Genomic DNA, 26,037 nt, shown 5'->3' on the forward strand with positions numbered 1-26,037 from the left:
TTTCGATTTTTAAGGTATTTATGAAGGTCGATTTTTACTGTTTTTATTCAATTTTTAAAAAACTTTTCAAAGTTTAGCAAAAAAAAAAGTTTCCGGTAATTCCGGAAACTTTTTTATTAATAATATCATCAATTAACTGTTGATTGCTTTTACGCCAGGCAATTCCTTTCCTTCCAAACTTTCAAGCATCGCACCTCCTCCAGTAGATACGTAACTTACTTTGTCATCATAACCAAACTGTTTTACAAAAGCAACACTGTCGCCCCCACCAACAAGTGAAAAAGCTCCGAGTTCGGTAGATTCGGCAATACTGTCACCTAAAGCTATAGTTCCAGCAGCAAAATTAGGCATTTCGAAAACTCCGATCGGGCCGTTCCATAAAATTGTTCTGGAATTCATAATTACATCATGGAAAAGAACTCTTGATTTAGATCCCGCATCCATTCCCATCCAACCTTCCGGAATATCATAAATATCTACTTCTCTTCTGTCTGCGTCATTACTAAATTCATCTGCAATTACAGCATCTGTCGGTAAAAATACCCTTACATTCTGCGCTTTGGCTTTTTCCAGAATTTCTAATGCCAGCGTTAATTTATCTTCTTCTAAAAGAGAATTTCCGATATGTCCACCCAACGCACGAATAAAGGTGAAGGACATTCCACCTCCGATAATCAAGTTATCGATAGCCGGTAAAATATTTTCTATAATTGTAATTTTGGTCGAAACTTTGGATCCTCCAAGAATAGCAGTAACTGGTTTTTCTCCATTTCCCAAAACTTTTTCTACCGCTTCAAGCTCTTTGGCCATCAGTAAACCGAAAAATTTAGTTTCAGGGAAATATTCTGCAATTATGGCGGTAGATGCATGCGCACGGTGCGCTGTACCGAATGCATCATTTACATAAGCATCCGCATATTTAGAAAGTTTTTCAGCAAATTCCTTATCTCCTTTTTCTTCCTCGTTGTAGAACCTCAAATTCTCCAGCAACAGAATTTCTCCAGGCTGAAGCTCTGAAGTCATTTCAGTCGCTTCATTCCCAATACAGTCAGCACAGAATTTAACTGTTCTCCTTAAAACCGTTTCTATTTCACCTACGATATTCTTTAAAGAAAATTCTTCAGTTACTTTGCCTTTTGGGCGTCCGAGGTGAGTCATTAAAATCACGGAACCTCCATCATTCAGGATTTTATCAATGGTAGGTTTTACTGCCTGAATCCTGGTATTATCCGTAACTTTCAGATCGGCACTTTGAGGTACATTGAAATCTACACGCACCAATGCTTTTTTATCTTTAAAATTGAAATCGTTCACTGTTTTCATAAAAATCCTTTGTTTTTTAGTTTCACAAATTTAAGATTTATTCACCTGAATAAAAATTTATTTCCCGCTAAAATTCCACAATCCCCGAAGACTCATTTTATCTACATTATATTCTTTTTTTAAAAGAAAGAAATGAATAGTGTTGTTGTAGAAGACGGATTTGTGGAGAAAAACACGCCTTTTAGTTCAACACATTTAGTTGAAGTTCAATTCATAAATGATTAACAATGCAAGTATTTGATTTTTAACGTTTATTAACGTTTATCAACATTTGTTAATAATTTTGCTACTCCGGCTTTCCTGAGAACCTTTGTATGGACAACTGTAGGAATTGATCACTGAAACTTTATTGAACATTCTTCTTCAAATTCCAAAAACATTTTCCAATAGGAAATAAAAACGGATAATAAAACCAAATGTTTTGAAGAGTTATCCACACCAATTCCGTGTTATCCTCACATGTTTTGTGGAATAGTCTTCTAAACCTACTTGCGCATCAGATTTTAGATTAAAATCAAGCTAAAAAGCGTTAAAAACATGATATTTAAAGCTTATAAAATCACTTCTTTCTATATATAATCTTAAATTTGTAGGAAATCTACCTTCTAATATCCTTTAAAAATGAAAAAGATAGCCATCGCCTGTGATCATGCCGGTTTCGATTACAAAGAAATTATAAAAAAACATCTGGAAACTCACTATGAAGTAAAAGATTTCGGTACGTTTTCCAAAGATTCTGTGGATTACCCTGATTTCGTTCATCCCAGTGCTAATGCCGTTGAGAGCGGCGAATGCGATTTCGGAATCCTGATTTGCGGAAGCGGCCAAGGTGTTGCAATTACAGCGAACAAGCATCAGCAGATCCGTTGCGCATTATGCTGGATGCCAGAATTGGCCGAACTTGCACGTAAGCACAACAATGCCAATATGATCGCGCTTCCGGCCAGGTTTATCGCCAGTGAATTAGCAGTTGATATTGTTGATAAATTCCTCGGCACTGATTTTGAAGGAGGTAGACATGAAAACAGGGTAGCAAAAATCTCGTGCTGCTAACCATTACCGCACCCATTAATAACCAATTTACATGGCTAAAAAAAGCAAATTTATATCCCATAAAAACAATCACAAACTCCAGGAAATCGGACGTTTGATATTGAAATTTATGAACCAGAAAGCCTCTAAAATCTATAACTATAAACAGATTGCAGACGGTATTGACTATAAAAATCCTCGACAGCGCGAGCTGGTCATCCAGGCACTTCACAAATTACTTTCTGAGGAACGGATTAAAGAAACTGAAAAAGGAAAATACATCATCAATCTCCGGATCGAAGGAACCTTAACCGGGATTATCGATTTCAACCAGGCCGGAAACGCTTATGTTAAAGTCGAAGAACTTGACGATGATGTTTTCATTCATTCCAAAAACGTAAAAGATGCGCTTCAGGGTGACAAGGTACTCATCGTCACCTATCATTTTAAAGGTAAAAAACTTGAAGGTTCTGTGCTGGAGGTTATCGAAAGAAACCGTGATGAGTTTGTAGGCACGTTCCAGCTCATTAAACATAAGGATTTTGGATTTGTTGTATGTGATAAAAAGACCATCAATACTGATATTTTTGTTCCGAAAGGAAAAATTGCCGGTGCACAGGACGGAGATAAAGTCGTTGTAAAAATGACCGAATGGAAATCCGGCGAGAAGAATCCTGAAGGTGAAATCATTAAAGTGTTAGGCGCACCAGGCGAACATGAAACCGAAATTCATTCCATTTTGGCAGAATACGGTTTGCCTTATACGTTCCCTGAAGAAGTGGAAAAGGAAGCGCAAGAAATCGACCGGCGTATTCTCGACAGTGAAGTCGCAAAACGCCGCGATATGCGCGGAATATGCACTTTTACCATCGATCCGAAAGATGCGAAAGATTTTGATGACGCATTATCGATACAGAAATTAGAAAACGGAAACTGGGAAATCGGCGTTCATATTGCCGATGTTTCACATTACGTGGTTCCAGGAACGATGCTTGACGATGAAGCTTACGACCGGGCAACATCCGTTTATTTGGTAGACAGAGTGGTGCCGATGCTTCCTGAAGTTCTCAGTAATGACGTGTGTTCTTTAAGACCAAACGAAGATAAATATACTTTTTCTGCCGTTTTTGAACTTGATAAAAATGCAGATGTTGTGAAGGAGTGGTTCGGCAGAACCGTAATTCATTCCGATAGAAGATTCAGTTATGAAGAAGCTCAGGAAAGAATTGAAACAAAAGAAGGCGATTTAGCTGAAGAAATTCTGGTGTTAGATAGACTTGCTAAAATTCTACGAAAAAACAGAATTAATAATGGCGCGATTACCTTCGACCGAAGCGAAGTACGCTTTAACCTGGATGAAAACAGCGAACCGATCGGTGTTTATTTCAAAATAAGTAAAGATTCCAATCATCTGATTGAAGAATTTATGCTTCTGGCCAACCGAAAAGTTTCGGAATTTGTTTCGCTGAACCGAAAAGGAGATCCTACAGGAAACACCTTTATATACAGAATTCACGACGATCCCGATCCCACAAAACTCGAAGCACTAAGAGAATTTGTTTCCACTTTCGGCTATAAAATGGATTTGGCAAACACGAAAAAAGTTGCGGAATCGCTCAACCGTTTGTTAACAGATGTAAAAGGCAAGGGCGAAGAAAATATGATTGAAACTTTAGCGATGCGATCCATGAGTAAAGCGATTTATTCTACCAATCCTATTGGCCATTATGGTCTGGGATTCGAGTATTATTCCCACTTTACCTCCCCGATCCGCCGTTATCCGGATTTAATTGCGCACCGTTTGCTTCAGCATTATCTGGATGGCGGAAAATCGCCGAACAAGCAGGATTTTGAGGAAAAAAGCAAACACTGCAGTGCGATGGAACGTTTGGCCGCCGATGCGGAAAGAGATTCTATTAAATTCATGCAGGTAAAATTCATGGAGAAACATTTGGGCGAAGTCTTCACCGGTGTAATTTCCGGGGTTGCCGATTTCGGATTCTGGGTACAGATTCCGCAAAACGGAGCTGAAGGTTTAATCAAACTACGTGATCTTATGGACGATTCTTATCAGTACGATGCCAAAATTCATGCGGTAATCGGTACGAGAACCGGAAACCAATACCAGTTAGGCCAGGAAGTAAAAATAAAAGTAATGAAAGCCAATCTCATCCAGAAGCAGCTGGATTTCAAGATTGTTGAATAATGACGGAGCATTACAAGGCTTTTCTCACCGATTTAGTTAAAGTGTTTGGATTTATTCTGAACGCTTTTCTCTTTTTTAGCATTATACGTTTATTTCGGTAAAAAAATCTCTTTATCAGCTTTATATTGTTGATGAGCATTGAGTTTATTCTGTTCCGGATTTTCCGGATTCAGATCAACAGATATGTCTTTTTTTTAATTTTTATTACCTTTACTTTTTAATTGTATCTTCCTGTTTAATTACGTCTTTTCTAAACGTCCTACGCAGGAGACCTGCCGTTATGCTTACGGAATAACTGATATTCAGGGAAGTGAAGGAAGATATTCTTCGCAAAAAGGCAGGTCAACAACAATTTATTTGGAAGGCGGAGTTTATAAAGAATATACCTTGCCGAGAATGTTTTTTAATTATGAAAAAATGAAGGATAAAAGCGTGATTACATACGATATAGAAGACGGTTTCTTCGGTTTTAGGGTGGTAAAGGATTATGAATTTTCTGAAGACAGCACGAATCATATATTTCAATACTGATGTTTGAACTTATACTTTCTGCCATTGGTTTAGGAATTATGCTCAGTCTGGTCTTCATTGGACCTATTTTCTTTCTTTTGATAGAAACCAGTTTTTCCCGCGGTCCGAAACATGCGCTGGCATTGGATTTAGGTGTAATTGTAGCAGATATACTGTGTATTGCGGCAGCTTTTTTCGCCAGTGCCGACCTGGTACAGCTTATTGATAAACATCCAGGATTTTACAGAATTACCTCCTTTATCATTTTAATTTACGCCATTTACATGATTGTTTCCCGAACCCGAATGCATCTTGCCGGTGAGGAAAAAATGATAGGGCAGAATTACTTCAAGACTTTTTTAAACGGATTTTTCTTCAATATCCTTAATATCGGGGTCGTGCTTTTCTGGCTTGTTACCGTAATTTCTGTGCGGAATGCTTATCCGGATCTCAACGAATTTCTGCTGTACATGGCTTTGGTTGTTGCAACATATCTTGGTATCGATTTCTTTAAAATCTATCTGGCGAAACAGTTTCACGATAAACTTACTGAAAAACTCGCCAACCAAATCCGTAAAGGCGTAGGATTTATTCTTGTAGGATTCAGTATTTTTATATTTCTGCAGAGTTTCAAAAAATTTAACCAGTTCGACAGGCAGCTGGAAGAAGCAGAAAAAACCGAGCAAAAACTTACGCAGTAATGAAAGCACCTATTTTCCCGGCATCCTTAAAGAAAGGCGATAAAATTGCGGTGATCTCTCCCGCCGGTTCTGTCGAAGAATCGCAACTTCAAAACGGCTTAAATCTTATTCGGACCAGAGGTTACGAGCCAGTTCTGGGCAAAAATCTTTATACAAAATTTTCAAACGGCTATAATTACGCGGGGACTGAGAAAGAAAGAATTTCCGATATGAACTGGGCACTGAACGATCCTGAAATTTCAGCAGTCTGGGCTTCCAGAGGCGGTTACGGATGCCAGCATTTAGTGGAACATTTAAAACTTTCAGAATTCAGAAAAAATCCCAAATGGTATATCGGCTATTCCGACAATACCGTGATCCAAAGCTATTTACTGAAAAAAGGTTTTGCTTCCATTCACGCACAAACCGTTAAAACGTCGGGTTTTGGAGTGACGCCGGAAGGTTATGATCTCACTTTCGATATTCTGAAGGGAAAAATGCCGGAATATTCCATCAAAAAAAATAAACTTAACACCTCCGGATTTGCCCAAGGCGAACTGGTGGGCGGAAACCTGGCACTTATTTACGCATTGCTGGGAACAAAATATTCGTTTGATTTCAAAGATAAAATCCTTTTTATTGAAGATATCGGCGAGAAATTTTACGCGTTGGACAGGATGCTGATGTCGCTGGAACTTGCTGGCGTTTTCAGCAAAATCAAAGGGATGATCGTTGGCGGAATGACGCTTATGGAAGACGAAAAAGAAAACATCAACTACGAAGAAAGCTTCGATGAATTTTCTTACCGCATCATTGCCGAGCGGATTTCCAAATATGATTTTCCTGTGATATTCGGCTTTCCGAACGGTCATATTTACGATAACCGCCCCATCATCATCGGAGCAGAAATTTCGATGAAAGTCGGTAATAAAGTTGAAGTAAAATTTTAAAATTATGGCAGAACACAACGATTTCGGGAATCTTGCAGAAGATCTTGCTGTGGAATACCTGGAAAAGAAAAATTACAGAATCATTGCCAGAAATTTCCGATATCAGAAAGCTGAAATCGATATTGTTGCTGAATTTGACAACCTGATTGTTGTTACCGAAGTGAAAGCCAGAAGTTACAACACCTTAATCGAGCCTCAGGAAGCTGTGACGAAGAAAAAAATAAAATCGATCGTGATGTGTACCGATTTTTTCATGCAGGACCGGACGATTGATAAGCAAGTTCGGTTCGATATTATCACGGTTCTTCGCGATGAAAAGGGCGTTCTGCAACTCACTCATATCCAGGACGCGTTCCAGAGTTTCGATGCAAATTAAATAATTCTGATAAATACTCATACTGAAATGAAAACAGCACTCATCACCGGAGCAACTTCGGGAATTGGAAAAGCCACCGCCGAATTACTTGCAAAAAAAGGTTTCAGAATGATCCTTTGCGGAAGAAGAACTGAAGTTTTAGAACAAATCAAGACACAACTTTCATCCGTTAACGAGGTTTATACTTTAAACTTCGACCAAAGACACCTACATGAGGTTGAAAACGCCTTCGCTTCCCTACCCGATTCCTGGAAAAATATTGATGTGCTGGTGAACAATGCCGGCAATGCTCACGGTTTAGAACCTCTTTCCGATGGTAATACGGAGGATTGGGATGCCATGATCGACGGAAATGTGAAAGGGCTGCTGTATGTTTCAAAATGTGTGATTCCGGGGATGAAAGAGAGAAATTCCGGTCATATTGTAAATATTTCCAGTGTTGCGGCGAGACAAACTTATGCGAATGGTGTTGTTTACTGTGCTTCCAAAAAAGCTGTTGATGTGATTTCCGACGGAATGCGCCTTGAACTTACAGAATTTGGCATAAAAGTGACCAATATTCAGCCAGGGCTTGTAGAAACCGACTTTTCGAAGGTCCGGTTCAAAGGCGACGAAGAACGTGCCAATGCAGTCTATCAAGGTTATAAAGCTTTACAGCCGGAAGATATTGCCGACGCCATTTCTTACTGTATTAACGCGCCGAAGCATGTGGCAATTTCAGATTTAACCATTTATCCGAGCGTCCAGAGCGAACCGAGAACAGTTTATAAAAAATAATGGATTTAGAAAAATTTTATTTGCAGACAAAGCATTGGAAGCTATTCCTCTACTTTATTTTATTCTTAGTTATTTCGCAGATAATTGCCGTACCTGCTCTACTTAATAGAGGAAATTTACCCGTAGGCATTTTATTTGGTTTGATTGGATCTGTTGGATTGTTGGCATTTTTAGGCTGGTTTTATTTCATAATTAAGGGTTTAAGTAAGAAGATTGAAGAAACAGGTTTAAAAGTTTTCAGAGCTTCGTATCTTTTTTTTGTTATTTTTCCTGCCCTTTATCTGCTCATTGTTTTTATCGTTTTGCCGTACGGATTTACCATTTCTACAGAAGGAAGTTCTGTAGGAACAGTAGCTCAGATGATTATTATTCCGGCACATTTGTTATCCATGTTCAGTATTTTCTTCATGATGTATAAAGCTGCGATGACAGTTAAAATAGCGGAATTCCAAAGAAAAGTAACCTTTGGGGATTTTGCAGGAGAATTTTTTTTAATGTGGTTTTTTCCATTGGGAATTTGGATTGTACAGCCAAAAATTAACAAATTTGCCGAATGAAAATTCTCCATATCGAAACTTCATCCAAAAACTGCTCTGTCGCCATCTCTGATGGTGAAGAACTTCTATGTGTATGTGAAGAAGTCTCTGAAAACTATAAACAGTCTGAAAGTCTGCACACCTTTGTTAAATGGGCTTTACAAGGGGCTGAAATCTCACTGAAAGATCTGGATGCCGTTTGTTTGGGCATGGGTCCGGGTTCTTATACAGGACTCAGGATTGGTTCTTCCGCGGCAAAAGGCTTCTGTTATGGGTTAAAAATTCCGCTCATCGCTGTAAATTCTCTGGAGACGATGATTGAGCCGTTTTTAAGTCAGAACTTCGATTATATTATTCCTTTGCTCGATGCAAGACGAATGGAGGTTTATACGGCTGTTTTCGACGGAATTTCCGCCAACATGATCACCGAAACCGAAGCAAAAATCTTAGACGAAACCTCTTTTCAGGAATTTAAAGATAAAAAGGTCATGTTTGTAGGTGATGGATCCACGAAGGCAAAAGAAATTCTTCAGCTTTCGGATGCAGAATTCAGCGAAACCTTCTACCCTTCCGCAAAATATTTAGTTAAAAAGGCAGTTGGGAAATTCAATAACAAAGAATTTGAAGATGTCGCTTATTTCGAGCCCTTTTACCTGAAGGAATTTCAGGGCGTCAAGAAAAAGAAATCAGAATAAATTCCAAAGGATTTATAATAAAAAAAAGCGAAGAGTAATCTTCGCTTTATATTTTTATTTCCATTTGGGCAGGACTGGCGACTTTTTGAGGCTCGTCGGTCGTACGCCGCGGTCTCAGTGGAGCAGGCTGGTCGTCCCTTTTCCCCGGTACCGGCGGTGAATCTGCGTCTGCTGGCGGTACAGGAGTTGCAGGCGGCTGGTTGTTTATTTTGTTCCCCGATTCATCGGTCGCTTCAATTTCGAGATCGCTTTTCAGATATCGCAGCATCTCTTCTGCTTTTGCACCTTCTAAAGTCCGCGAATAGTTCAGGGCAATCTGTTCCAGCTGCAGAATCATAATCTCTTTTCCGGCGGTTTTTCCTGTGTTAAAGGCATTCAGCAAAGCAAATTTAGGCACAAGCGCATCTTTCGGATATTTTTGTAAAGAGGATTCGATCAGCGCCTTACTTTCTTCATATTTTTCTGTTGAATAAAGTTCGAACGCCTCCGCATAAGCTTTTTCCACTTCTTCTGATGATTTCGAAAATGAATTGTTTCTTGGGTTTTTAACAAATTCCGCGTAAGAAGTGTAAGGAAAATCGGTCAGAATCATCTGTTTCGCTCGCTCTGCAGCCGCAGGATTTTTCTCGTAATTAAAGGCGAAAATATGGTAAAGTGCAAGAAGTTTGGTTTCCTCTTCCGGTTGGGCATCAACCAAATCATAAAGTGTTTTGGTGGCAAGCGGGGTGTCCGAAAAGTATGCCTCGTACATTCTTCCCAAACCTAAACTTGCTGTATCTCTGGCCTTTTTCAGCGCTAAAATGTCTTCGGACGCCGTAGGTATTTTTTCAATATAGAATGCAGGTTCAAGTCGTCTTGGGTCGGGAGCTGATGCAATTCCCATCGCCTCATTTTTTAAATCCTCAATAGAACTGCCCCTTGCAGAAGTACGCCAGTTATCGCTGAGGGCACGGTTTCCCCACAGTTGTTTGAACGTGGATTCTCCTTTGGCAACGGTACTTTGGTTGGCAAAATAAAAACCGCCCTTGTTACCGCCAAAATCCTGAAATCCACCGGTATTTCCGGCAAAAATAGAGTTTGCAGAATAATCGCCTGTATCGAAACCTTTATTCCTTTCTGCCTTTTTTCTTTCCAGTTCTTCCCTGGCTTCTTTGGCTTTAATGCCTTCGATGTATTTGTTGAAATAGGCGATCCTTTCCGATTCCGGCATTTTTGTTAAGGCCAGAATACTGTCGTTTTTCCTGATCAGATAATAATTTGCGGAAACCTGCTTGATGTTGCCCGATTTTTCCGTCAACAGAACTTTCGACGGTTCATAAGTCATTACCGCGAGTGCAGAATCGTAGTACGCACCGGCAGAAAGATAATCACTTTCCTCAAAAAAACCTTTTCCGATTTCGTAATAATTGAGGCCGCGAATCTGGGGATCCGACATTTTTTCTTTCAGTGACTTTGAAAAATATTCTTTGGCTTCTTCCTTTTTTCCGGCTTTATTTGCCATAAGCCCCAGGGCGTAATAAAACTCGTTTTTCCTGGAGCCATAAGTTCCTTTTTTACTGATTTTTTCAAGATATTCCTTCGCACCTTCGTAATCATCGCCTTTCCCGTTGAAGGTTTTTGCGATTTCAATCTGCGATTTTACTTCAAATTCGAAGTCATTGGCATTTTTATACGCGGTAACAAAACTTTCTCTGGCTTCTTCGTTTCTGTCGAGATTTGCCAGGATCTGTCCACGAAGAAATGCAATCCTGCTGCGCATTTTCCGGTTTTTATTCAGCGCGTAGGACTCTTCGAGCTCGTCAACAGCCGCTTCTTTTTTGCCCGCCTGCAGCAGCATTTCAGAATAGTAAATGCTCAGTAATTTTTTATAATCTTTTTTAAGTTTATCGTCTTTCTTTACATCGGTAAAAACTTCTTCAGCTCTGTAGTAATCACCCATTTTAGAATAGGCCAGGCCCTGATAAATTCTTGCCAGCGGAATTCTTTTATCATTGCGCATATTTGCGAAAACATAGTTCAATCCGTCCAGCGCCTCGAGCGGTTTATTGCGGTAAATCCTTGCCTGAGCCAGCAGAAGATTCGCATCGAAAATTTTCCGGTTTTTTTCTTCGCCACCTTTCATCACCGAATATTTTGAAATGGCTTTCAATGCTTTTGCTTCCGATATTTCTAAAATTGAAGCCCCACTTTTAAAACCTGCAGTTGATGAATTCTGGGAATCTCCTCTTCCACCAGGAACTCCAGGTCCACCAGAATTCATGCTGCCCGGCGGTGTGGGATCATCGCCAAACATCCCTGCGGACTGCAGATCGCTGCCCAGGGGCTGTTCCTCGTACGTAAGAAGCTGAATATAGGGTGCATAAAAATTATCAACGTGTGCTTCGTCGCGGTTTTTCAACTCGGTCTGTAACGCATCTTTACTGTTGAAGAGTGTGTTGTAGTAGGAGAAAAATCCCTTCATGAAGGTAGAATCATCGGTTTTCTTTCGTGATGAACACGAATTGAAAACAACGATTGCAGAAAGGAAAAGTATAGTTTTTTTCATTATTTCATAATAACTTCCAAATTAGCATTTTATTATGAAAAATGCCTCTTAATTTTTGTAAAAATAATTAAATTTTATTTTTGCTGACCGCTTATTCAAAATCTTTTAAAATGCCGTATACCAAATGGGTTGGCAATCCCATCACTGTATAGTAGCTGCCGGTAATGCGTTTGATTTTCGCCATTCCGAACCATTCCTGGACACCGTATGCGCCAGCTTTGTCGAAAGGTTTATAATTTTCAATATAGAAATCGATTTCTTCATCCGTCAAATCATCTGTTTCTACGTGGGTAACATCGGTTTGGGAAATGCTTTTCTGTGAATTTCTAATGGTAATTCCGGTATAAACCTCATGGGTTTTTCCTGAGAGTTTTCGAAGCATTTCCTTTGCTTCCAAAGCATTTTTCGGTTTTCCTAACACTTCATTTTCCAGCGCTACAATGGTGTCTGCGGTAATCAGTACTTCCCCATTTTGTAAATTTTTGTAAGCATCAGCTTTTAAATCAGAAAGATATTCGGCTATTTTGTCAACCGGCAAATTATCAGGATACACTTCATCACAATCTACAGAAACGACCTCAAAATCGAAACCTAAAGCTTTTAAAAGTTCTTTTCTTCTCGGGGAATTGGAGGCTAATAATATTTTCATTCTTTAATCTGAATTAAAGGCTTTTGGTATCATCCTGAATCCAGGTGCCCTGAACTTTCATCACCTGCTCGATGACATCGCGCACTGCACCCTTGCCGCCTTCGATGTTTGAGATATATGCGGAAACCGCTTTCACTTCAGGAACTGCATTTTTCGGACAGGTAGCGATACCCGAAGCTTTCATGATTCCGATGTCGGGAAGATCATCGCCCATGGTAAGGATTTCTTCGTTCAGCAGACCATATTTTTTGCGGAAATCTTCATATTTTTCTAATTTGTGGGATACTTTTGCATAATACTCTTCAATACCGAGGTAATGAATTCGGTTTCTTACAGCAGGATCGTCGCCGCCGGTGATTACGCAGATTTTATAATTGTTTTTTATGGCTTTTACCACGGCATAACCGTCGATAACATTCATGACACGGCACATGCTTTTATCGGGCATCAGGTAAATGCTTCCGTCGGTAAAAACTCCGTCAACATCGAATACGAAGGCTTTAATATTTTTAAGTTTCGCTTTATAACTCATACATTTTTTTTATAGAATCGTTCATGGTTTTATAGATTTTCAGGTGTTCTTTACTGGTGATTAAATCCTCATGAAGCTGCAGCACGCGTTCATCGTTTCTCACGGCCGGTCCGGTTTGGGCAGCTTTAGGATCAATTTCATGTATTTTCTGAACGGTTTCGTCAATAAGCGGTAAAAAGTAACTGAAAGGAATCTGCTGACCATCGGAAATCTCCTTTGCTCTGGCAAAAAGATGATTCACAAAATTGCAGGCGAATACGGCTGTAAGGTGAATATATTTTCTCTTTTCATAATCAGAATCCATTACATTTTCTGAAACCTGCGAAGCCAGATTTTTCAGCACTTCCAGATCTTCCTGATTTTCTGCCTCTACAAAAAAAGGAATTTCAGCATAATTAAGTTTCTTGGATTTAGAGAACGTCTGTAATGGATAAAAACTGGCCTTCCGGTAATTGCCTTCCAGAATTTCCTTCGGCAGCGAACCTGAAGTATGGGCGACAAGGCAGTCTTCTTTGATGATCTTTCTCGAAATTTCTGCTGTTACATCATCTTTCACTGCGATTATGTAGAGGTCGGCATCCATCATTTCATCTGTAGAATACGGAATATTGCAGTGTTCTGAAATTTCTTTCAGGTCCTTTCCGTTGCGGCCAAAGATCTGCGAAACACCGATTTTATTTTCACTAAAAGCTTGCGCTAAATGAAAAGCAACATTTCCCGAGCCCAGAATTACAATCCTCATGAAATTAAATATGAACAAATATAAATATTTTGCTTTGGACTGAAAATTGAAATACTTATTTAACTTTTAGTTAAATTTACCATCAAAACACCGAAAGCATCTCAATGAAGATTAAGGAAGAAGAAATTATCCGGCTGATGTCTGGCGAGAAATTCCGTGAAAAAGGAGTCCGCCTGATGATGGATGCTTATCAGAGCAGGTTGTATTGGCATATCAGAAGAATTATTGTAGATCATGATCTGTCACAGGATGTTTTGCAGGAAACTTTTATAAAAGCTTACCAAAACTTTCACCAGTTTAAGCAGGACAGCCAACTTTACACCTGGCTCTACCGGATTGCGACCAACGAATCGCTGCAGCAGCTTAACAAAATGAAAAAGATGCAGAAATCGGATGAAGATGCAGAATATCATCTTCAGAATCTGGTAGCAGATAACGTATCTGCAGAAGCCGACGAGATTCAAGTTTTACTCCAGAAAGCAATCCATTCGCTGCCGGAAAAGCAGAAGCTCGTATTCAATATGAGATATTATGACGATTTACCTTACGAGGAAATCTCAAAAATTCTGGATATGTCGGTAGGTACTTTAAAAACAAATTACCATTACGCGAAACAGAAAGTAGAAGATTATATAAAGTCAAATTATACAGAATAAATTTTTTCTAGAATGAAAAATTTGGATATTGAGAAATTAGAACGTAAAAATATTTACACTGCACCCGATCATTTTTTTGAGGATATTCAGGCCAAAGTGTTGCAGGAAACTGTCCATCAGAAGCCGGCCAGGGTTTTTAAGATGAATTGGGCTTACGGTGCAGCTGCGGCAGTCGCGATGATTTTCGGGATTACATTCTTTGTGAATCAGGGTGGTGAAGAAAACACCGCAGTAACTGAAAATCAGGCATTAGCAGTGAACGCGCCGGCTGTCAATACATCACCACAAACTCAGGTACAAAATGAAGCGACAGTTGCCTATAAAATTTTAGAAAACGATTTAACTTCTGCTGCATCAGTTAATCAAAAAGGAAACAAAGAGCAATTTGCAGTTTCTACCAAAGCAGAAACAAGCGCAGAAGTTCAGAATAAGACAAAAACACTAAATCCTGAAGTGCAGGTAGATCAAATTCTGGCTGGGTTTACTTCGGCAGAACTGGCAGATTTAGGAAAAAATACTGAGCAGGACATTTATCTGGATTTGTATTATTAAAAAGGAAACCACTATGAAAAAGATTTTATTATTACTCATCGCAGTATTCTCTGGCTCACAACTTAGTTTTGCACAGGAACAGAAATACGACTGGAAGAATATGAAGCCTGAACAGCGAAAGGAGGTCATCCAGAAAATGAGTCCGCAGGAAAAAATGTCGCTTTTGAAGCAGTTCCGCGAAAACATGATGGTTTCAGAATTGGATGTGCCGCAAACTGATCAGCAGGAATTTAAAACGCTGTATGCGGAGTATCAGGAAAAACAGAACAGTATTAAAAGTAAGTTTAAGTCCAGCGAAGACTACGAAAATATGAGTGATGACGAAGCTAAAAGACAGCTCAATGAAAGTTTCGATATTGGGCAGCAGCTTTTAGACAACAGAAAAATATACGCGCAAAAATTCATGAAGGTTCTTAAACCACAGCAGGTTTTGCAAATGTACCAGACAGAAGGTAAAATGCGCAGCAAGATATTAGACAAAAAACAAGACGGGCGCTCCAACAGCCCGCAGAGCAGGCGACCATAATAGTTTATTTTTTTAATGTTTGAGCGACCTCTACAAATTATTTTGCAGAGGTCGTTCTTTTTTTGGGCGATCCCCTCGCAGCCGCTGAATCCGTTCCCGGGTCGGGCTATCCGCTGCAACTCCTCACGCCACAGCAATCCCAACGCTGTTGCGGGGTTTCCGCTGCTATCCCTATCGCAAATAGGATTAAGAAATACACACAAAAAATTCCGGGAAAAAACACTAAATTTGCCCACTATCTGAATATTCAATGAAAAACATACGAAACTTTTGCATTATTGCACATATCGACCATGGTAAGTCAACGCTGGCAGACAGGCTTCTGGAGTATACCAATACGGTAACTCAAAGAGAACTGCAGTCCCAAACCCTGGATGATATGGACCTGGAAAAAGAACGCGGGATTACCATAAAATCCCACGCCATCCAGATGGATTACGAACTCAACGGTGAAAAATATGTACTGAATCTTATCGACACGCCGGGGCACGTAGATTTTTCCTACGAAGTTTCCCGCTCTATTGCTGCCTGCGAAGGTGCGCTTCTAATTGTAGATGCCGCGCAAAGTGTTCAGGCACAAACGATAAGCAACCTTTACCTGGCTTTGGAAAACGATTTAACCATCATTCCAATCCTTAATAAAATCGACTTGCCTTCAGCAAATCCTGAAGAAGTTACCGACGAGATTATGAACCTGATCGGCTGCGAATACGAAGACGTTTTGCGCGTTTCTGGAAAAACCGGTGAAGGCGTTCACGATCTTCTGGAGCAGATTGTAAAAAGGATTCCTGCTCCGGTGGGCGATCCAGATGCACCCCTGCAGGCTCTTGTTTTCGACTCTGTTTACAATCCGTTCCGCGGAATTGAAGCTTATTTCAAAGTCGTAAACGGAAGCATTAAAAAAGGCCAGCGAATTAAATTCATGGCGACCGGGAAAATGTACGAAGCTGATGAGGTGGGAACTTTAAAGCTGAAACAGCAACCAAAGAAAGAAATTCTAACCGGCGACGTGGGTTATATTATTTCCGGAATCAAAGATGCCCGCGAAGTAAAAGTGGGAGATACCATCACCACTTTCGAAAACGGAGCTGAGGCACCGATTGAGGGTTTCGAAGAAGTAAAACCTATGGTTTTTGCCGGTATTTACCCAATTGAAGCTGAAGATTTCGAAGAACTGAGATTTTCATTGGAAAAACTTAGACTCAACGATGCATCTTTGGTTTTCGAGCCGGAAAGTTCTGCAGCATTAGGTTTTGGTTTCCGTTGCGGATTCCTCGGCATGCTTCACATGGAAATCGTTCAGGAAAGACTCGACAGAGAGTTTAATATGGACGTGATTACCACGGTTCCCAACGTTTCTTACCACGGATACTCCAAAAAAGATCCGGACAAGATGATCCTCATCAACAACCCGTCGGAAATGACAGATCCGGTTTTGCTGGACCGTGTGGAAGAACCTTACATCAAAGCTTCAATCATTACCAAATCAGATTTCGTGGGTCCGGTAATGACTTTATGTATTGAAAAACGCGGCGAGATTGTTAACCAAAGTTATCTGACTTCAGACCGTGTAGAACTTGTTTTCAACATGCCTTTGGCGGAAGTGGTTTTCGATTTTTACGACCGTTTGAAATCTATTTCCAAAGGTTATGCTTCTTTCGATTACCATCCGATTGGTTTCAGACCTTCCAAACTTGTTAAAATGGATATTCTGATCAACGGTGATATGGTGGATGCGCTTTCTTCCCTAATTCACGACTCAAACGCTTACTATATCGGTAAAAGAATGTGCGAGAAACTTCGCGAACTCATCCCGAGACAGCAGTTTGATATCGCGGTACAGGCGGCTTTAGGAGCGAAAGTAATCGCTAGGGAAACCATCAAAGCTTTAAGAAAAGACGTTACAGCGAAATGTTACGGGGGTGATATCTCCAGAAAGCGTAAACTCCTTGAAAAGCAAAAAGAAGGAAAGAAAAAGATGAAGCAGATCGGCAGGGTAGAGGTTCCACAATCCGCATTTATGGCGGTGCTGAAACTGAATGATTAAAATGAGTTGGGCGCCTTAATCCGCCTTCCACTCCCGCTTTTTTTCTTTTTAAGAAAAAAGAGCTCCGTTCAAGTCGGGGCGCGGGTTTTCGCATATTATCCAATATTTTATAACAACAAAATTCCTGTTTCGACGGGAATTTTTTTAGTATAAGACTATTTATTTGAAGAAGATAAATCAGAGAACAATGAAAGACCAGGTGAATTGGGTTAATTTCCTTTTCTAATTCCGATAATGTAGATTGTGTATTCCTGATTTTTTAAGGAATTTTTTATTTACTTTCGTTAAAAATTTTAATAATGAAGTTCAAATTACTCATCATTCTATTCTCTTCTAATCTGCTTTTCGCTCAAGATTTCAAAACCCCTTACGAAAAGGGCAACGGAAACCAAACCGTTACCTATGAGGAAATGGTACAATACTACGATGAACTTGATAAGAATTTCGAAAGTATAACTGTACAGAATTTCGGGAAAGATGATAACGGCGAACCGATAAAAGTAGTGGTTTTTGATGATTCTAAAAATAAAAATACACCAGTAATCCTTATAAACAACGGAATTCATCCGGGAGAGCCCGATGGAATTGATGCTACGATGATGCTGATGCGCGATTTAGCCACCGGAAAAGTTTCTGCTAAAAACCTTAAAATCGCCGCAATTCAGTCTTATAATATTTCGGGAATGCTGAGAAGAGGGAAATTCAGCCGTGCCAACCAAAACGGACCGGAAGAATACGGCTTCCGCGGAAATGCCAGAAACTATGACCTGAACCGCGATTTCATTAAAAATGATACGGAAAATGCCAAGACCTTTCAGCAGATTTTTCAGCATTTTAAGCCAATCTTTTTCATCGACAATCATGTGAGTAACGGAGCAGATTACCAATATCTTTTCACCTATATTTCTACCAACAAGGAACGTTTAGGCAGTAAACTAGGCAACTACTTCAATGAAAAAATGCAGCCGGAAATTCTGGAAAATATCGAAAAAAAGGGAATTCTCACGACGCCTTACGTGAATATCCACGGTGATTCACCGGATGAAGGTTTCCCGGCATTTATGGATTCTCCGCGTTATGCAACTGGTTATACCACGCTTTTTAACACTTTGGGAACCGTTGCCGAAACCCATATGCTGAAGCCCTATCCGGAAAGGGTTCGCGCCACTTATGAATATATGGTGAGTGCCATTAATTACACAAGAAAAAACACCAGGGAAATTCAGAAACTGATGGCGGAAAACTTAAACAGTCTGAAGCCTGGAACATCATATCCGATCCAGTGGAAACTCAACGAAAATAAGTTTCAACATATTGATTTTAAGGGTTATGAAGCCGGTAAGAAAAACAGTGAGGTGTCCGGAAAGCCAAGACTTTTTTACGACAGACGTAAACCTTTCACCAGAAAAGTTAAATTTTTTAGTGACTATGTTCCAACTAAAGAAATCAGGATTCCGAATTATTATGTGATTCCAAAATCTGAAAATAAAGTGATAGAATACCTGAAAAGAAACAATATCGAAATGAAGGAAATCGCTCAGGATTCTACAATAAGTGTTGAAGTTTACAGGATCACAGATTACAAAACCGTAAAAAACCCGTACGAAGGACATTATCTGCATTACGACACCAAAACCAAATCTGAATTGAGAAACGTGAACTTCAGAAAAGGCGATCTGTTGGTTTCAACGAAACAGCCAGGTGTAAAATACCTGCTCGAAACCCTGGAGCCGGAAGCGACCGATTCTTTCTTTAACTGGAATTTCTTTGATGCCATTTTGGGGCAGAAAGAGTACTTTTCAGATTATGTTTTTGAAGATACAGCGGCCGAACTGCTCAGAAATGATCAGGTTCTAAAAACTGCTTTTGAGTTAGAAAAAATTTCAAATCCTGATTTTGCAAAAGACGGACAAGCCCAGCTGGAATATATTTACAGGCATTCCGAGTATTATGAAGGCAGCGTAAATCTATATCCAATTTATAGGATTCTCTAAACGATTTCGAAATTAAAAACCCTTTCAAATTTGAAGTTGAAAGGGTTTTTTCTTCACAATATCTTTTAAAATTATCTTGGTAATCCTTTTTTCAGGGCGTAATTGGCTCTTTCAACGGCTTTTTTCTCTTTCCAGTCCATGTATCTTTTCTTGAATTTGGCTTTCATGAAATTATCAAAATTACGCTGAACGGTTAAATTCCAAAGCGAATGCGCTTTCACTGCCCATGATTTATCCCAGGCTCTGAGTGAGATCGAAAAACTTCCGTCGAGGTATTTCATCCAATGCCACCAGCCGGTCGGCATAAAAAGGGTGTCACCGTGTTCCAGGAAACACTCAATGCCTTCCACACCATCCAAAGCCGGGAATTTTTCAAAATCAGGGTTTGAAATATCGTAATCTTCAAGGGCATATGTCGCATACGGAATTTTATAAAGCCGGTCTTTCCATTTGTAATCAAAAAGCAGAATATGTTTTCTGCCGTTGAAATGCGTGTGGAAAATATGCGCCATATCAATATCATAATGCAGGAAAGTTACCGAACCTTTTCCGCCGAAGAACATATTGGGATATTTATCCAGAAAACCGCCCATCAGCTCTTTCGGCGAAAGATAATCTTCCAGAAGTTTGGGCGCAGATTTAATGGGATCGAAAAGGAAAATCCTTAAATCAGTCGGTTCACGCCGGATCAGATCAATATAATCGCCAAATTTCATTTTCGCTGCAGAAGCGTTGATTGGAGCTGCAGGATCAGCTTTTGAGGAATCATAGAGCGGAACTTCCACATCGCCAACAGTTTCCTTCATATATTCCATCGTCCATTTCTGGTAGGCCGGCCAGTTTTTGGCCATATTGCGGATAACAACGGGCTTGCGGGGAATTAAATATTTTTTGCGGAATTCTTCCTGTGTAATATCCTCTACAACATCAATAGGCGTTAAATGTAATCCCATATTAAGTAAATATTAATGAGCAAAATTAGCAAAAAAGAATGCGCAAATCTGCAAATTTTAATTGTTTTTATCTAATCCTGAAACACACTCAAAACCCGAAACATACTTTTAGCGTTGCTTCGGATGTAACAATCTGATTGTAAAGTACACTAATCAAAAAAAAATCCATGAAATTTTACGCTTCGCTTTTCCTTACTTTTTTATTTTCTGTTATAGGTTTTGCTCAAACCACTGTTTCCGGAAGAATTACAGATTCTGATGGTCAACCCGTTCCCAGCGCAAGTGTAACCATTGAAGAGCAGGGGAAAGATGCGATTATGGCTTTCTCCATTTCAAATTCGAAAGGGGAATATAAAGTTACTTTTACTTCACCCGAACCGAATGTGGATCTAAAAATCAAGGCTTTCAACCAAAAGCCTGTGCTTAAATCCATTAAAAATACAACCCAAAACCTGAACTTCAGCCTCGAATCGGATGCTACAGAAATTAAGGAAGTAAAACTGAAGACAAAACTCATTACCAAAAAAGGAGATACCATTTCTTATGATCTGAAAGCGTTTGAAAGCAAAGCCGACCGCACATTAGCCGATGTTTTAAAGAAAATTCCGGGTATTGAAGTGAATGGCGACGGATCGGTGCTTTATCAGGGCGAGCCGATCAATAAATTTTATGTGAACGGAAAAGATTTAATGGAAGGCGGTTACGGAACCGTGAATAATTCATTGCCGAAAGATGCCGTTCAGAAAGTAGAAGTGATGGAAAATCACCAACCTGTGAAAATTCTTCAGGATAAAGTTCCTTCTGAAAATGCGGGGTTAAACGTAGTTTTAAAGAAATCTGTCACGATCACCGGCCGGGGAGAAGTGGGCGTAGGAATGGATCCGCTGCTTTGGAATGTAAAACTGACGCCGATGTTTTTCGGGCAGAAAAACCAGTGGGTCGTGAATTATAAAGCCAATAACAACGGAGAAAGTGTAGAAAATGAAGGCAATCTTTTGAGTTTCGGGAACCGTTGGGAAGGACGGCGGGGACAAGCTTCACCGAAATCCTGGCTGCGTGTGGAAACTGCAAATGTGCCCGATGTACCGGAGAAAAGATATTTAATGAACAATGTGCATTTCTTTTCTGCAAATGTTTTAAGCACACCATTCAAAAGTAAAGATTGGGAACTGAAAGCCAGCGCCAGTTATACCAATAACGCCATCGAAAGAACCGACAGCAAAACCGAAATTTATGAGCCCGCTTCGTCAATTGTTCCTTCAGGCGGCACCTATGTTTCAGAATCTGCCAATCATTTTTATACCAATGCCAGTAAAGGTGAGTTGATTTTCACGAAGAATGCCAAAAAAGGATTCTTTAAAAATACCACTACCTGGAACGGTTCGTGGAATGATACGAATGCCACCATCAATAACTTTCTTCCACCTGTAGGCGGAAGCAGTACCCCAATCAATAAATTCGGAAATCAGTTTCTGGATTCACCTTCAGGGATTTTTCAGAATTCCCTCAGCACCATTTTGCCATGGAAAGAAAAGCTTTTCAATGTGATGAGTTATGTGAGTTATCAAAAAGACCGCCAGGCAATGGATATTTTACCGGCAAGTTATGTGAATGCGAACGGGAATTTTCCTGAGGCAAATCAGTTTGAAAAGTTGAGACAAAATGCTTCTTCGGAGACCTTTACCGCTAATCATTCTGCGTCGGTGGGTTTCAGTTATAAAAAATGGACTTTCACGCCGGAAATGGGTCTTAATTTGAATTTCAATAAATTAGAATCACTTTTAACCGGTTCTAATGGGATGAATTATATCGGATTGGGGCAAAGTTTTCAGAATGATACCGAATGGAACGAAATTCAGCCATACACGCAATTGGGTGTTAATTTCAAATCGAATAGTTTTAATTTAAGCCTGAATCTTCCTTTTAATTTTTACGACATCACGTACCGAGACAATCTGCGCAACAACAGCCTTCATACCACCAAATCTGTGCTGGAGCCGAGTTTATTCGCCAGTCTTGATTTTGCTTCGTTCTTCAAGATATGGGCTTTTGCCAGCCAGAACAACGATTTCGGGAATTTCGGTTTTCTTTACGAAGGTAAAATGCTTACCTCCCCTTTAGGGATTACCCAAAGATACAGTTACGAAAGCCCGATGATTATGCCGGAATACAGAAACAGCAACCTCGGGTCAAGACTGGAATACCGTAACCCACTGAATAACCTGTTTTTCAATGTGCGTTATGGTTATTCGGTGAACAAAAGGAATTTAATTGAGAAGTTTTCAGGTGACGGATTCAACTCTTCTTTGACCTTGCTGGCGCTTGAAAATACATCTGAGACCCAAACTGAAAGCGCAGAAATAGGAAAGTATTTTCCGAAGTTTAAAACCAATGCTTCAGTAAGTTTTTCAAATGCTGACTCTAAATCGTTTTCATTTTTCAACCAACTTCAGGAGTCAAAAATCAACCGCCAGAATATGGGCGTTAAATTTAACAACACCTATTTTTCATGGCTGAGCGTAGATTATAGTGCAACGCTGAACTGGGCAACTCAAAAGAATGCAAGCCAGAATACCGAGAACAAAACTTCGGGCTGGAATCACAATCTGGCGGCCTACATTTACCCGCTGGAAAACCATACAATTGGATTCTTCTGGGACGAAATCAATACCAAATCCAGAAACCAGAGTTTTAACAACGCTTTTTACGACCTTTCTTACCAGTACACGTGGGCTAAGAAGAAAATAGATTTCGAAATCAAATGGCTTAATATTGCCAATACCAACGTTTTTGAAAGAATTACTTACGATCCGCAGTTTCTGTTAACCACGGTAAACTCCATCAGAATCCGCCCAAGCCAGGTGATGTTTACGGTGAAATTCAACTTTAAATAGCAGATCATGAAAAAATTATCAGCATTATTTTTATTTGTTGGTTTGATGCTTTCTGCGCAGAACAACCGGGTGATTTATGAATACAGATTCGCACCGGATTCGACAAAAACCGACAGTCTGAAAACAGAATGGATGTATCTCGACATCAACAAAAAAGGATCGAAATTTTACAGCAAAAGCTCTTTTGAAAGCGATTCTATCGTTCAGGAAAGTATAAAGAAACAGCTGGCTTCAGGCACCAGGAATGTATCGGTCTCAAGACAGCGGCAGGGTGGCGAAATTAATTATGAAGTAGAAAAAACCTATCCCAACTACAAAACCTATTTAATTGCCAGCGTAGGAAACGATGCGTATAAAGTTCTGGAAGACCGGAAAATTAACTGGAAAATTGCACCTGAAAAGAAACAGTTGGGTGAGTTTAAAGTTCAGAAAGCAACCACAGAATTTGCCGGCAGAAAATGGACAGCGTGGTTCACAAATGACGTTCCTATTCAGGACGGACCGTATAAATTCTCAGGATTGCCGGGCTTAATTGTTGAAATTTACGACCAGACTGGAACCCATAAAATGGAGCTCAAAGGCCTGAAAAAAATTCCCGAAACTAAAACCGAAGAACTTAATACCCAGGGAAAAGACATTCCCTTCACCAGAAAGAAACCCATTGATGTAAACCGGCAGCAGTATGTGAAACAACTGAAACAGTTCGAAAACGATCCTGTACAGTCTATGCGCGAAATCCTTTCGCGCCCTAACTCCAAAGTGAAAATAAATATGGGAGGTAAAGAAATTTCGGATCCTGCAGAGATTCTGCGCGCGATGGAGCAGAATGCCAAAGAAGAAATGGCAAGAAACAACAATAAAATCGAAAGGATTCCATAAAAAAATACCGCCCGGGATGTGCCGAACGGTATTCCTCATTTATTTAAACATTAAAACTATATATACTGTTCATCGGCGCTTGGTCCGTAACTTCCCGGAACAGGTATCTCATTCAGGCGGTAATACACGCCCAACTGCGCCCGGTGATGCGTAAGCTGGTTAAGTGCATGGCGAATGGCGCTGTATTTTGTATAATCTGCCAACAGCTGGTCGCCCATGTACATTGCCCATTTTCCGTTAAGGCCGTCTTCAGAAAGTTGGTTCAATGCAGCGTAGCTTTTGTTGTAAAATTCTTCGAGTTTTTGATTCAGTTCTTTCCCGGTTGTAAATTTTAACGGTTGGTAATCCCCAGCAGTAAAATCAAGTTTTTCGGTATTCAGAATAATTTCCGGCCAGCCTACAATTTCCACAATATGCGTGGCGAGCGGCATCATTTTCATGCTTTTTTCGTGTGGCGCATAATCGTTTTTACCTTCGGGAAAGTTTTCAATGAATTTTTTGGCGGTTTCATATTCCTGCAGAAATTCAGTTTTAAGATTCGGCAAAGTTTCCATAATAATTTGTTTTGTGAAAATAAAATTAAGCCGAAATCGGTGAATGCCAGTCACAAAAAAATATAATTTATTCTTAAAACTTTGTAACAAATGAAACCTTGCATGCACTAATTATTAAAATCAAAAATATGAAAAAATTAGTAAGCCTTTTTTTATTGACCTTCTTTTTTGCCATGAATGCGCAGGAAACTGCGAACAGATTCTTCTATGAACTGAATTACAAGCCAAAGAAAGATTCTGCAAGAACGGAAAAAGTAATGATGGTTCTGGATATTACAAAAGAAAAGTCAATTTACCGAGATTATACCATGATTGCGCAGGATTCTGTTCTTAAAATCCAGGTAGATGCGATGCAAAAATCAGGTGTTTTCAAAGATCTTTCGAAGATGGTGACGATGCCGAAATTTTCAGAGAAAGTATATAAATTTTATCCCGACATGAAAGTGCAGTACGTGGAAAGAATTTCCAGCGGTTTTACCCCGATGAATATCGGATATAATGACGATACCAAATTTAACTGGAAAATCCTGAGCGAGAAAGCAAAAATCGGGAGTTACAATGCGCAGAAGGCAACTACTGAATTTGGCGGAAGAAAATGGAACGCGTGGTTCAGCTCAGATATTCCACTTCAGGACGGTCCGTACAAATTTAATGGTCTGCCGGGACTTATCGTAAAAATTGAAGACGAAGGACAAAATTATTCCTGGGAACTTAAGGGAAACAAAAAAGTTGAAAACTTTAACGAAGTTACCTATCTCGAATCAATTTCTCCGGGCGGAAACGGTGGAAAAGTTCAGGAAGTATCCCGCGAAAAATTCGATAAAACCTTTAATGACTTTAAGAAAGATCCGTTTGCTTCTACAAGACCGCTGCTGAAACCTGAAATGTTATCGCAGAAAATGCCCGGAAGCGACACTACCATCGGAGATATGGTAAAACAGCAGGAAAAAATGCTGAAAGATTTCTACGGTGCCAACAATAATCCGATAGAAATTCCTGCTCCACCTGCGAAAGGGAAAAAATAGTTCATTCATACGCTAAATTATATTTTTGTCAACCCTGGAACATAATTGTGTTTCAGGGTTTTTTTGCGATTTTCCTCGCAAAACCTTATTTAGATTTAATTTAAATAACCTATCTTTGCGGTATAAATTTTTAGTGTTGAAAAGAGATCGTTCAGACAAATTATGCTGTTTCCCGAAAAACAAATTCGGAAAAATTGTAGGTTATGAAAATGATGACCTTAAGATGCCAAATAAAATTATCGAAATGGGTCTTCTGCCGGATACCGCTTTTAAAATCCTTTATCAGGCACCGTTCAGCGGGCCGCTTTACGTGGAATTTGGTGATGAAAAAAGCAGAATTGCCCTCCGTGAAGAAGAAGCGCGGTTCATTGTCGTGCAGCCGTTAACTTAAATTTCAAATCATT

Annotated in this window: 24 protein-coding genes; 17 read left to right on the top strand and 7 right to left on the bottom strand. The window is 39.7% G+C overall.

The annotated features are described in order from the left end of the window. Positions 1-132: 132 nt before the first annotated feature. Complete coding sequence (locus CDW55_RS03825) at positions 133-1,323, bottom strand: phosphoglycerate kinase (protein ID WP_088468385.1); 1,191 nt, start codon at positions 1,321-1,323, stop codon at positions 133-135. Between the two features lie 621 nt (positions 1,324-1,944). Between CDW55_RS03825 and rpiB the strand changes: the two genes are divergently transcribed. The 8 genes from rpiB to tsaB all read left to right on the top strand — a co-directional run bounded on the left by rpiB (position 1,945) and on the right by tsaB (position 9,085). Beyond that, positions 1,945-2,376: a ribose 5-phosphate isomerase B gene (gene rpiB / locus CDW55_RS03830; RefSeq protein WP_088468386.1), complete on the top strand. Its 432-nt coding sequence runs from the start codon at positions 1,945-1,947 to the stop codon at positions 2,374-2,376. Between the two features lie 31 nt (positions 2,377-2,407). Beyond that, positions 2,408-4,561 carry a ribonuclease R gene (rnr, locus tag CDW55_RS03835; protein ID WP_088468387.1) on the top strand — a complete coding sequence of 718 codons (2,154 nt, stop codon included), beginning with the start codon at positions 2,408-2,410 and terminating at the stop codon, positions 4,559-4,561. Between the two features lie 530 nt (positions 4,562-5,091). Further along, entirely contained in the window at positions 5,092-5,772 is a 681-nt protein-coding gene (locus CDW55_RS03840; RefSeq protein WP_088468388.1) for a LysE family translocator, read from the top strand. Then, the gene (locus CDW55_RS03845; protein WP_088468389.1) at positions 5,772-6,701 is read left to right on the top strand and encodes an LD-carboxypeptidase; all 930 of its coding nucleotides are present in this window, start codon (positions 5,772-5,774) and stop codon (positions 6,699-6,701) included. The genes CDW55_RS03840 and CDW55_RS03845 overlap by 1 nt, the downstream gene beginning before the upstream one ends. A 4-nt stretch (positions 6,702-6,705) precedes the next feature. After that, positions 6,706-7,077: a YraN family protein gene (locus tag CDW55_RS03850; protein WP_088468390.1), complete on the top strand. Its 372-nt coding sequence runs from the start codon at positions 6,706-6,708 to the stop codon at positions 7,075-7,077. 27 nt (positions 7,078-7,104) lie between these two features. Then, complete coding sequence (locus tag CDW55_RS03855; RefSeq protein WP_088468391.1) at positions 7,105-7,854, top strand: SDR family NAD(P)-dependent oxidoreductase; 750 nt, start codon at positions 7,105-7,107, stop codon at positions 7,852-7,854. Next, positions 7,854-8,411 carry a hypothetical protein gene (locus tag CDW55_RS03860; RefSeq protein ID WP_088468392.1) on the top strand — a complete coding sequence of 186 codons (558 nt, stop codon included), beginning with the start codon at positions 7,854-7,856 and terminating at the stop codon, positions 8,409-8,411. The genes CDW55_RS03855 and CDW55_RS03860 overlap by 1 nt, the downstream gene beginning before the upstream one ends. Further along, the gene (tsaB, locus tag CDW55_RS03865) at positions 8,408-9,085 is read left to right on the top strand and encodes a tRNA (adenosine(37)-N6)-threonylcarbamoyltransferase complex dimerization subunit type 1 TsaB (RefSeq protein WP_088468393.1); all 678 of its coding nucleotides are present in this window, start codon (positions 8,408-8,410) and stop codon (positions 9,083-9,085) included. Before CDW55_RS03860 ends, tsaB begins: the two co-directional genes overlap by 4 nt. Positions 9,086-9,131: 46 nt before the next feature. Here the strand turns inward: tsaB and CDW55_RS03870 are convergent, their stop codons facing one another. The 4 genes from CDW55_RS03870 to CDW55_RS03885 all read right to left on the bottom strand — a co-directional run bounded on the left by CDW55_RS03870 (position 9,132) and on the right by CDW55_RS03885 (position 13,553). Then, entirely contained in the window at positions 9,132-11,630 is a 2,499-nt protein-coding gene (locus CDW55_RS03870; protein ID WP_179285903.1) for a tetratricopeptide repeat protein, read from the bottom strand. 91 nt (positions 11,631-11,721) lie between these two features. Continuing rightward, positions 11,722-12,279, bottom strand: a complete 558-nt coding sequence (locus CDW55_RS03875; protein ID WP_088468394.1) for a Maf family protein — start codon at positions 12,277-12,279, stop codon at positions 11,722-11,724. A gap of 13 nt (positions 12,280-12,292) precedes the next feature. Further along, positions 12,293-12,811, bottom strand: coding sequence for a KdsC family phosphatase (locus CDW55_RS03880; RefSeq protein ID WP_088468395.1), 519 nt, complete (start codon positions 12,809-12,811; stop codon positions 12,293-12,295). Beyond that, positions 12,801-13,553 (bottom strand): Rossmann-like and DUF2520 domain-containing protein, encoded by a 753-nt coding sequence (locus tag CDW55_RS03885; RefSeq protein WP_088468396.1) that lies wholly within the window; start codon positions 13,551-13,553, stop codon positions 12,801-12,803. The genes CDW55_RS03880 and CDW55_RS03885 overlap by 11 nt, the downstream gene beginning before the upstream one ends. Positions 13,554-13,657: 104 nt before the next feature. Between CDW55_RS03885 and CDW55_RS03890 the strand changes: the two genes are divergently transcribed. From CDW55_RS03890 to CDW55_RS03915, 5 genes are all read left to right on the top strand, one after another. After that, a complete protein-coding gene (locus CDW55_RS03890) occupies positions 13,658-14,209 on the top strand; it encodes an RNA polymerase sigma factor (protein WP_088468397.1) in 552 nt (183 codons plus the stop codon). 12 nt (positions 14,210-14,221) lie between these two features. Continuing rightward, positions 14,222-14,761, top strand: coding sequence for a hypothetical protein (locus CDW55_RS03895; protein ID WP_088468398.1), 540 nt, complete (start codon positions 14,222-14,224; stop codon positions 14,759-14,761). 13 nt (positions 14,762-14,774) lie between these two features. Continuing rightward, positions 14,775-15,287: a hypothetical protein gene (locus CDW55_RS03900; protein ID WP_088468399.1), complete on the top strand. Its 513-nt coding sequence runs from the start codon at positions 14,775-14,777 to the stop codon at positions 15,285-15,287. Between the two features lie 250 nt (positions 15,288-15,537). Next, the gene (gene lepA, locus CDW55_RS03910) at positions 15,538-17,334 is read left to right on the top strand and encodes a translation elongation factor 4 (protein ID WP_088468401.1); all 1,797 of its coding nucleotides are present in this window, start codon (positions 15,538-15,540) and stop codon (positions 17,332-17,334) included. Positions 17,335-17,633: 299 nt separating this feature from the next. Next, positions 17,634-19,328, top strand: coding sequence for a M14 family zinc carboxypeptidase (locus CDW55_RS03915; protein WP_088468402.1), 1,695 nt, complete (start codon positions 17,634-17,636; stop codon positions 19,326-19,328). A 71-nt stretch (positions 19,329-19,399) separates the two neighbouring features. On the opposite strand, the gene CDW55_RS03920 is transcribed toward CDW55_RS03915, so the two are convergent. Beyond that, the gene (locus CDW55_RS03920) at positions 19,400-20,281 is read right to left on the bottom strand and encodes a cupin-like domain-containing protein (RefSeq protein WP_088468403.1); all 882 of its coding nucleotides are present in this window, start codon (positions 20,279-20,281) and stop codon (positions 19,400-19,402) included. A 167-nt stretch (positions 20,282-20,448) separates the two neighbouring features. On the opposite strand from CDW55_RS03920, the gene CDW55_RS03925 reads away from it, so the two are divergent. Together CDW55_RS03925 and CDW55_RS03930 are read left to right on the top strand one after the other, a co-directional pair. Next, on the top strand, positions 20,449-23,175 hold the full coding sequence (locus CDW55_RS03925; protein WP_088468404.1) for a carboxypeptidase regulatory-like domain-containing protein: 2,727 nt from the start codon (positions 20,449-20,451) through the stop codon (positions 23,173-23,175). Positions 23,176-23,181: 6 nt separating this feature from the next. Continuing rightward, the gene (locus CDW55_RS03930) at positions 23,182-24,054 is read left to right on the top strand and encodes a GLPGLI family protein (RefSeq protein ID WP_088468405.1); all 873 of its coding nucleotides are present in this window, start codon (positions 23,182-23,184) and stop codon (positions 24,052-24,054) included. A gap of 56 nt (positions 24,055-24,110) precedes the next feature. Here CDW55_RS03930 and CDW55_RS03935 read toward each other — a convergent pair whose 3' ends face one another. Continuing rightward, a complete protein-coding gene (locus CDW55_RS03935) occupies positions 24,111-24,608 on the bottom strand; it encodes a DinB family protein (protein WP_088468406.1) in 498 nt (165 codons plus the stop codon). A gap of 128 nt (positions 24,609-24,736) precedes the next feature. On the opposite strand from CDW55_RS03935, the gene CDW55_RS03940 reads away from it, so the two are divergent. Next, positions 24,737-25,633 carry a GLPGLI family protein gene (locus tag CDW55_RS03940; RefSeq protein WP_088468698.1) on the top strand — a complete coding sequence of 299 codons (897 nt, stop codon included), beginning with the start codon at positions 24,737-24,739 and terminating at the stop codon, positions 25,631-25,633. 136 nt (positions 25,634-25,769) lie between these two features. Next, positions 25,770-26,024, top strand: a complete 255-nt coding sequence (locus CDW55_RS03945; RefSeq protein WP_228399600.1) for a ferrous iron transport protein A — start codon at positions 25,770-25,772, stop codon at positions 26,022-26,024. Positions 26,025-26,037 lie beyond the last annotated feature (13 nt).

Origin of the sequence: Chryseobacterium sp. VAUSW3 (genome assembly GCF_002205795.1) — a bacterium.
Taxonomy (GTDB): domain Bacteria; phylum Bacteroidota; class Bacteroidia; order Flavobacteriales; family Weeksellaceae; genus Kaistella; species Kaistella yananensis.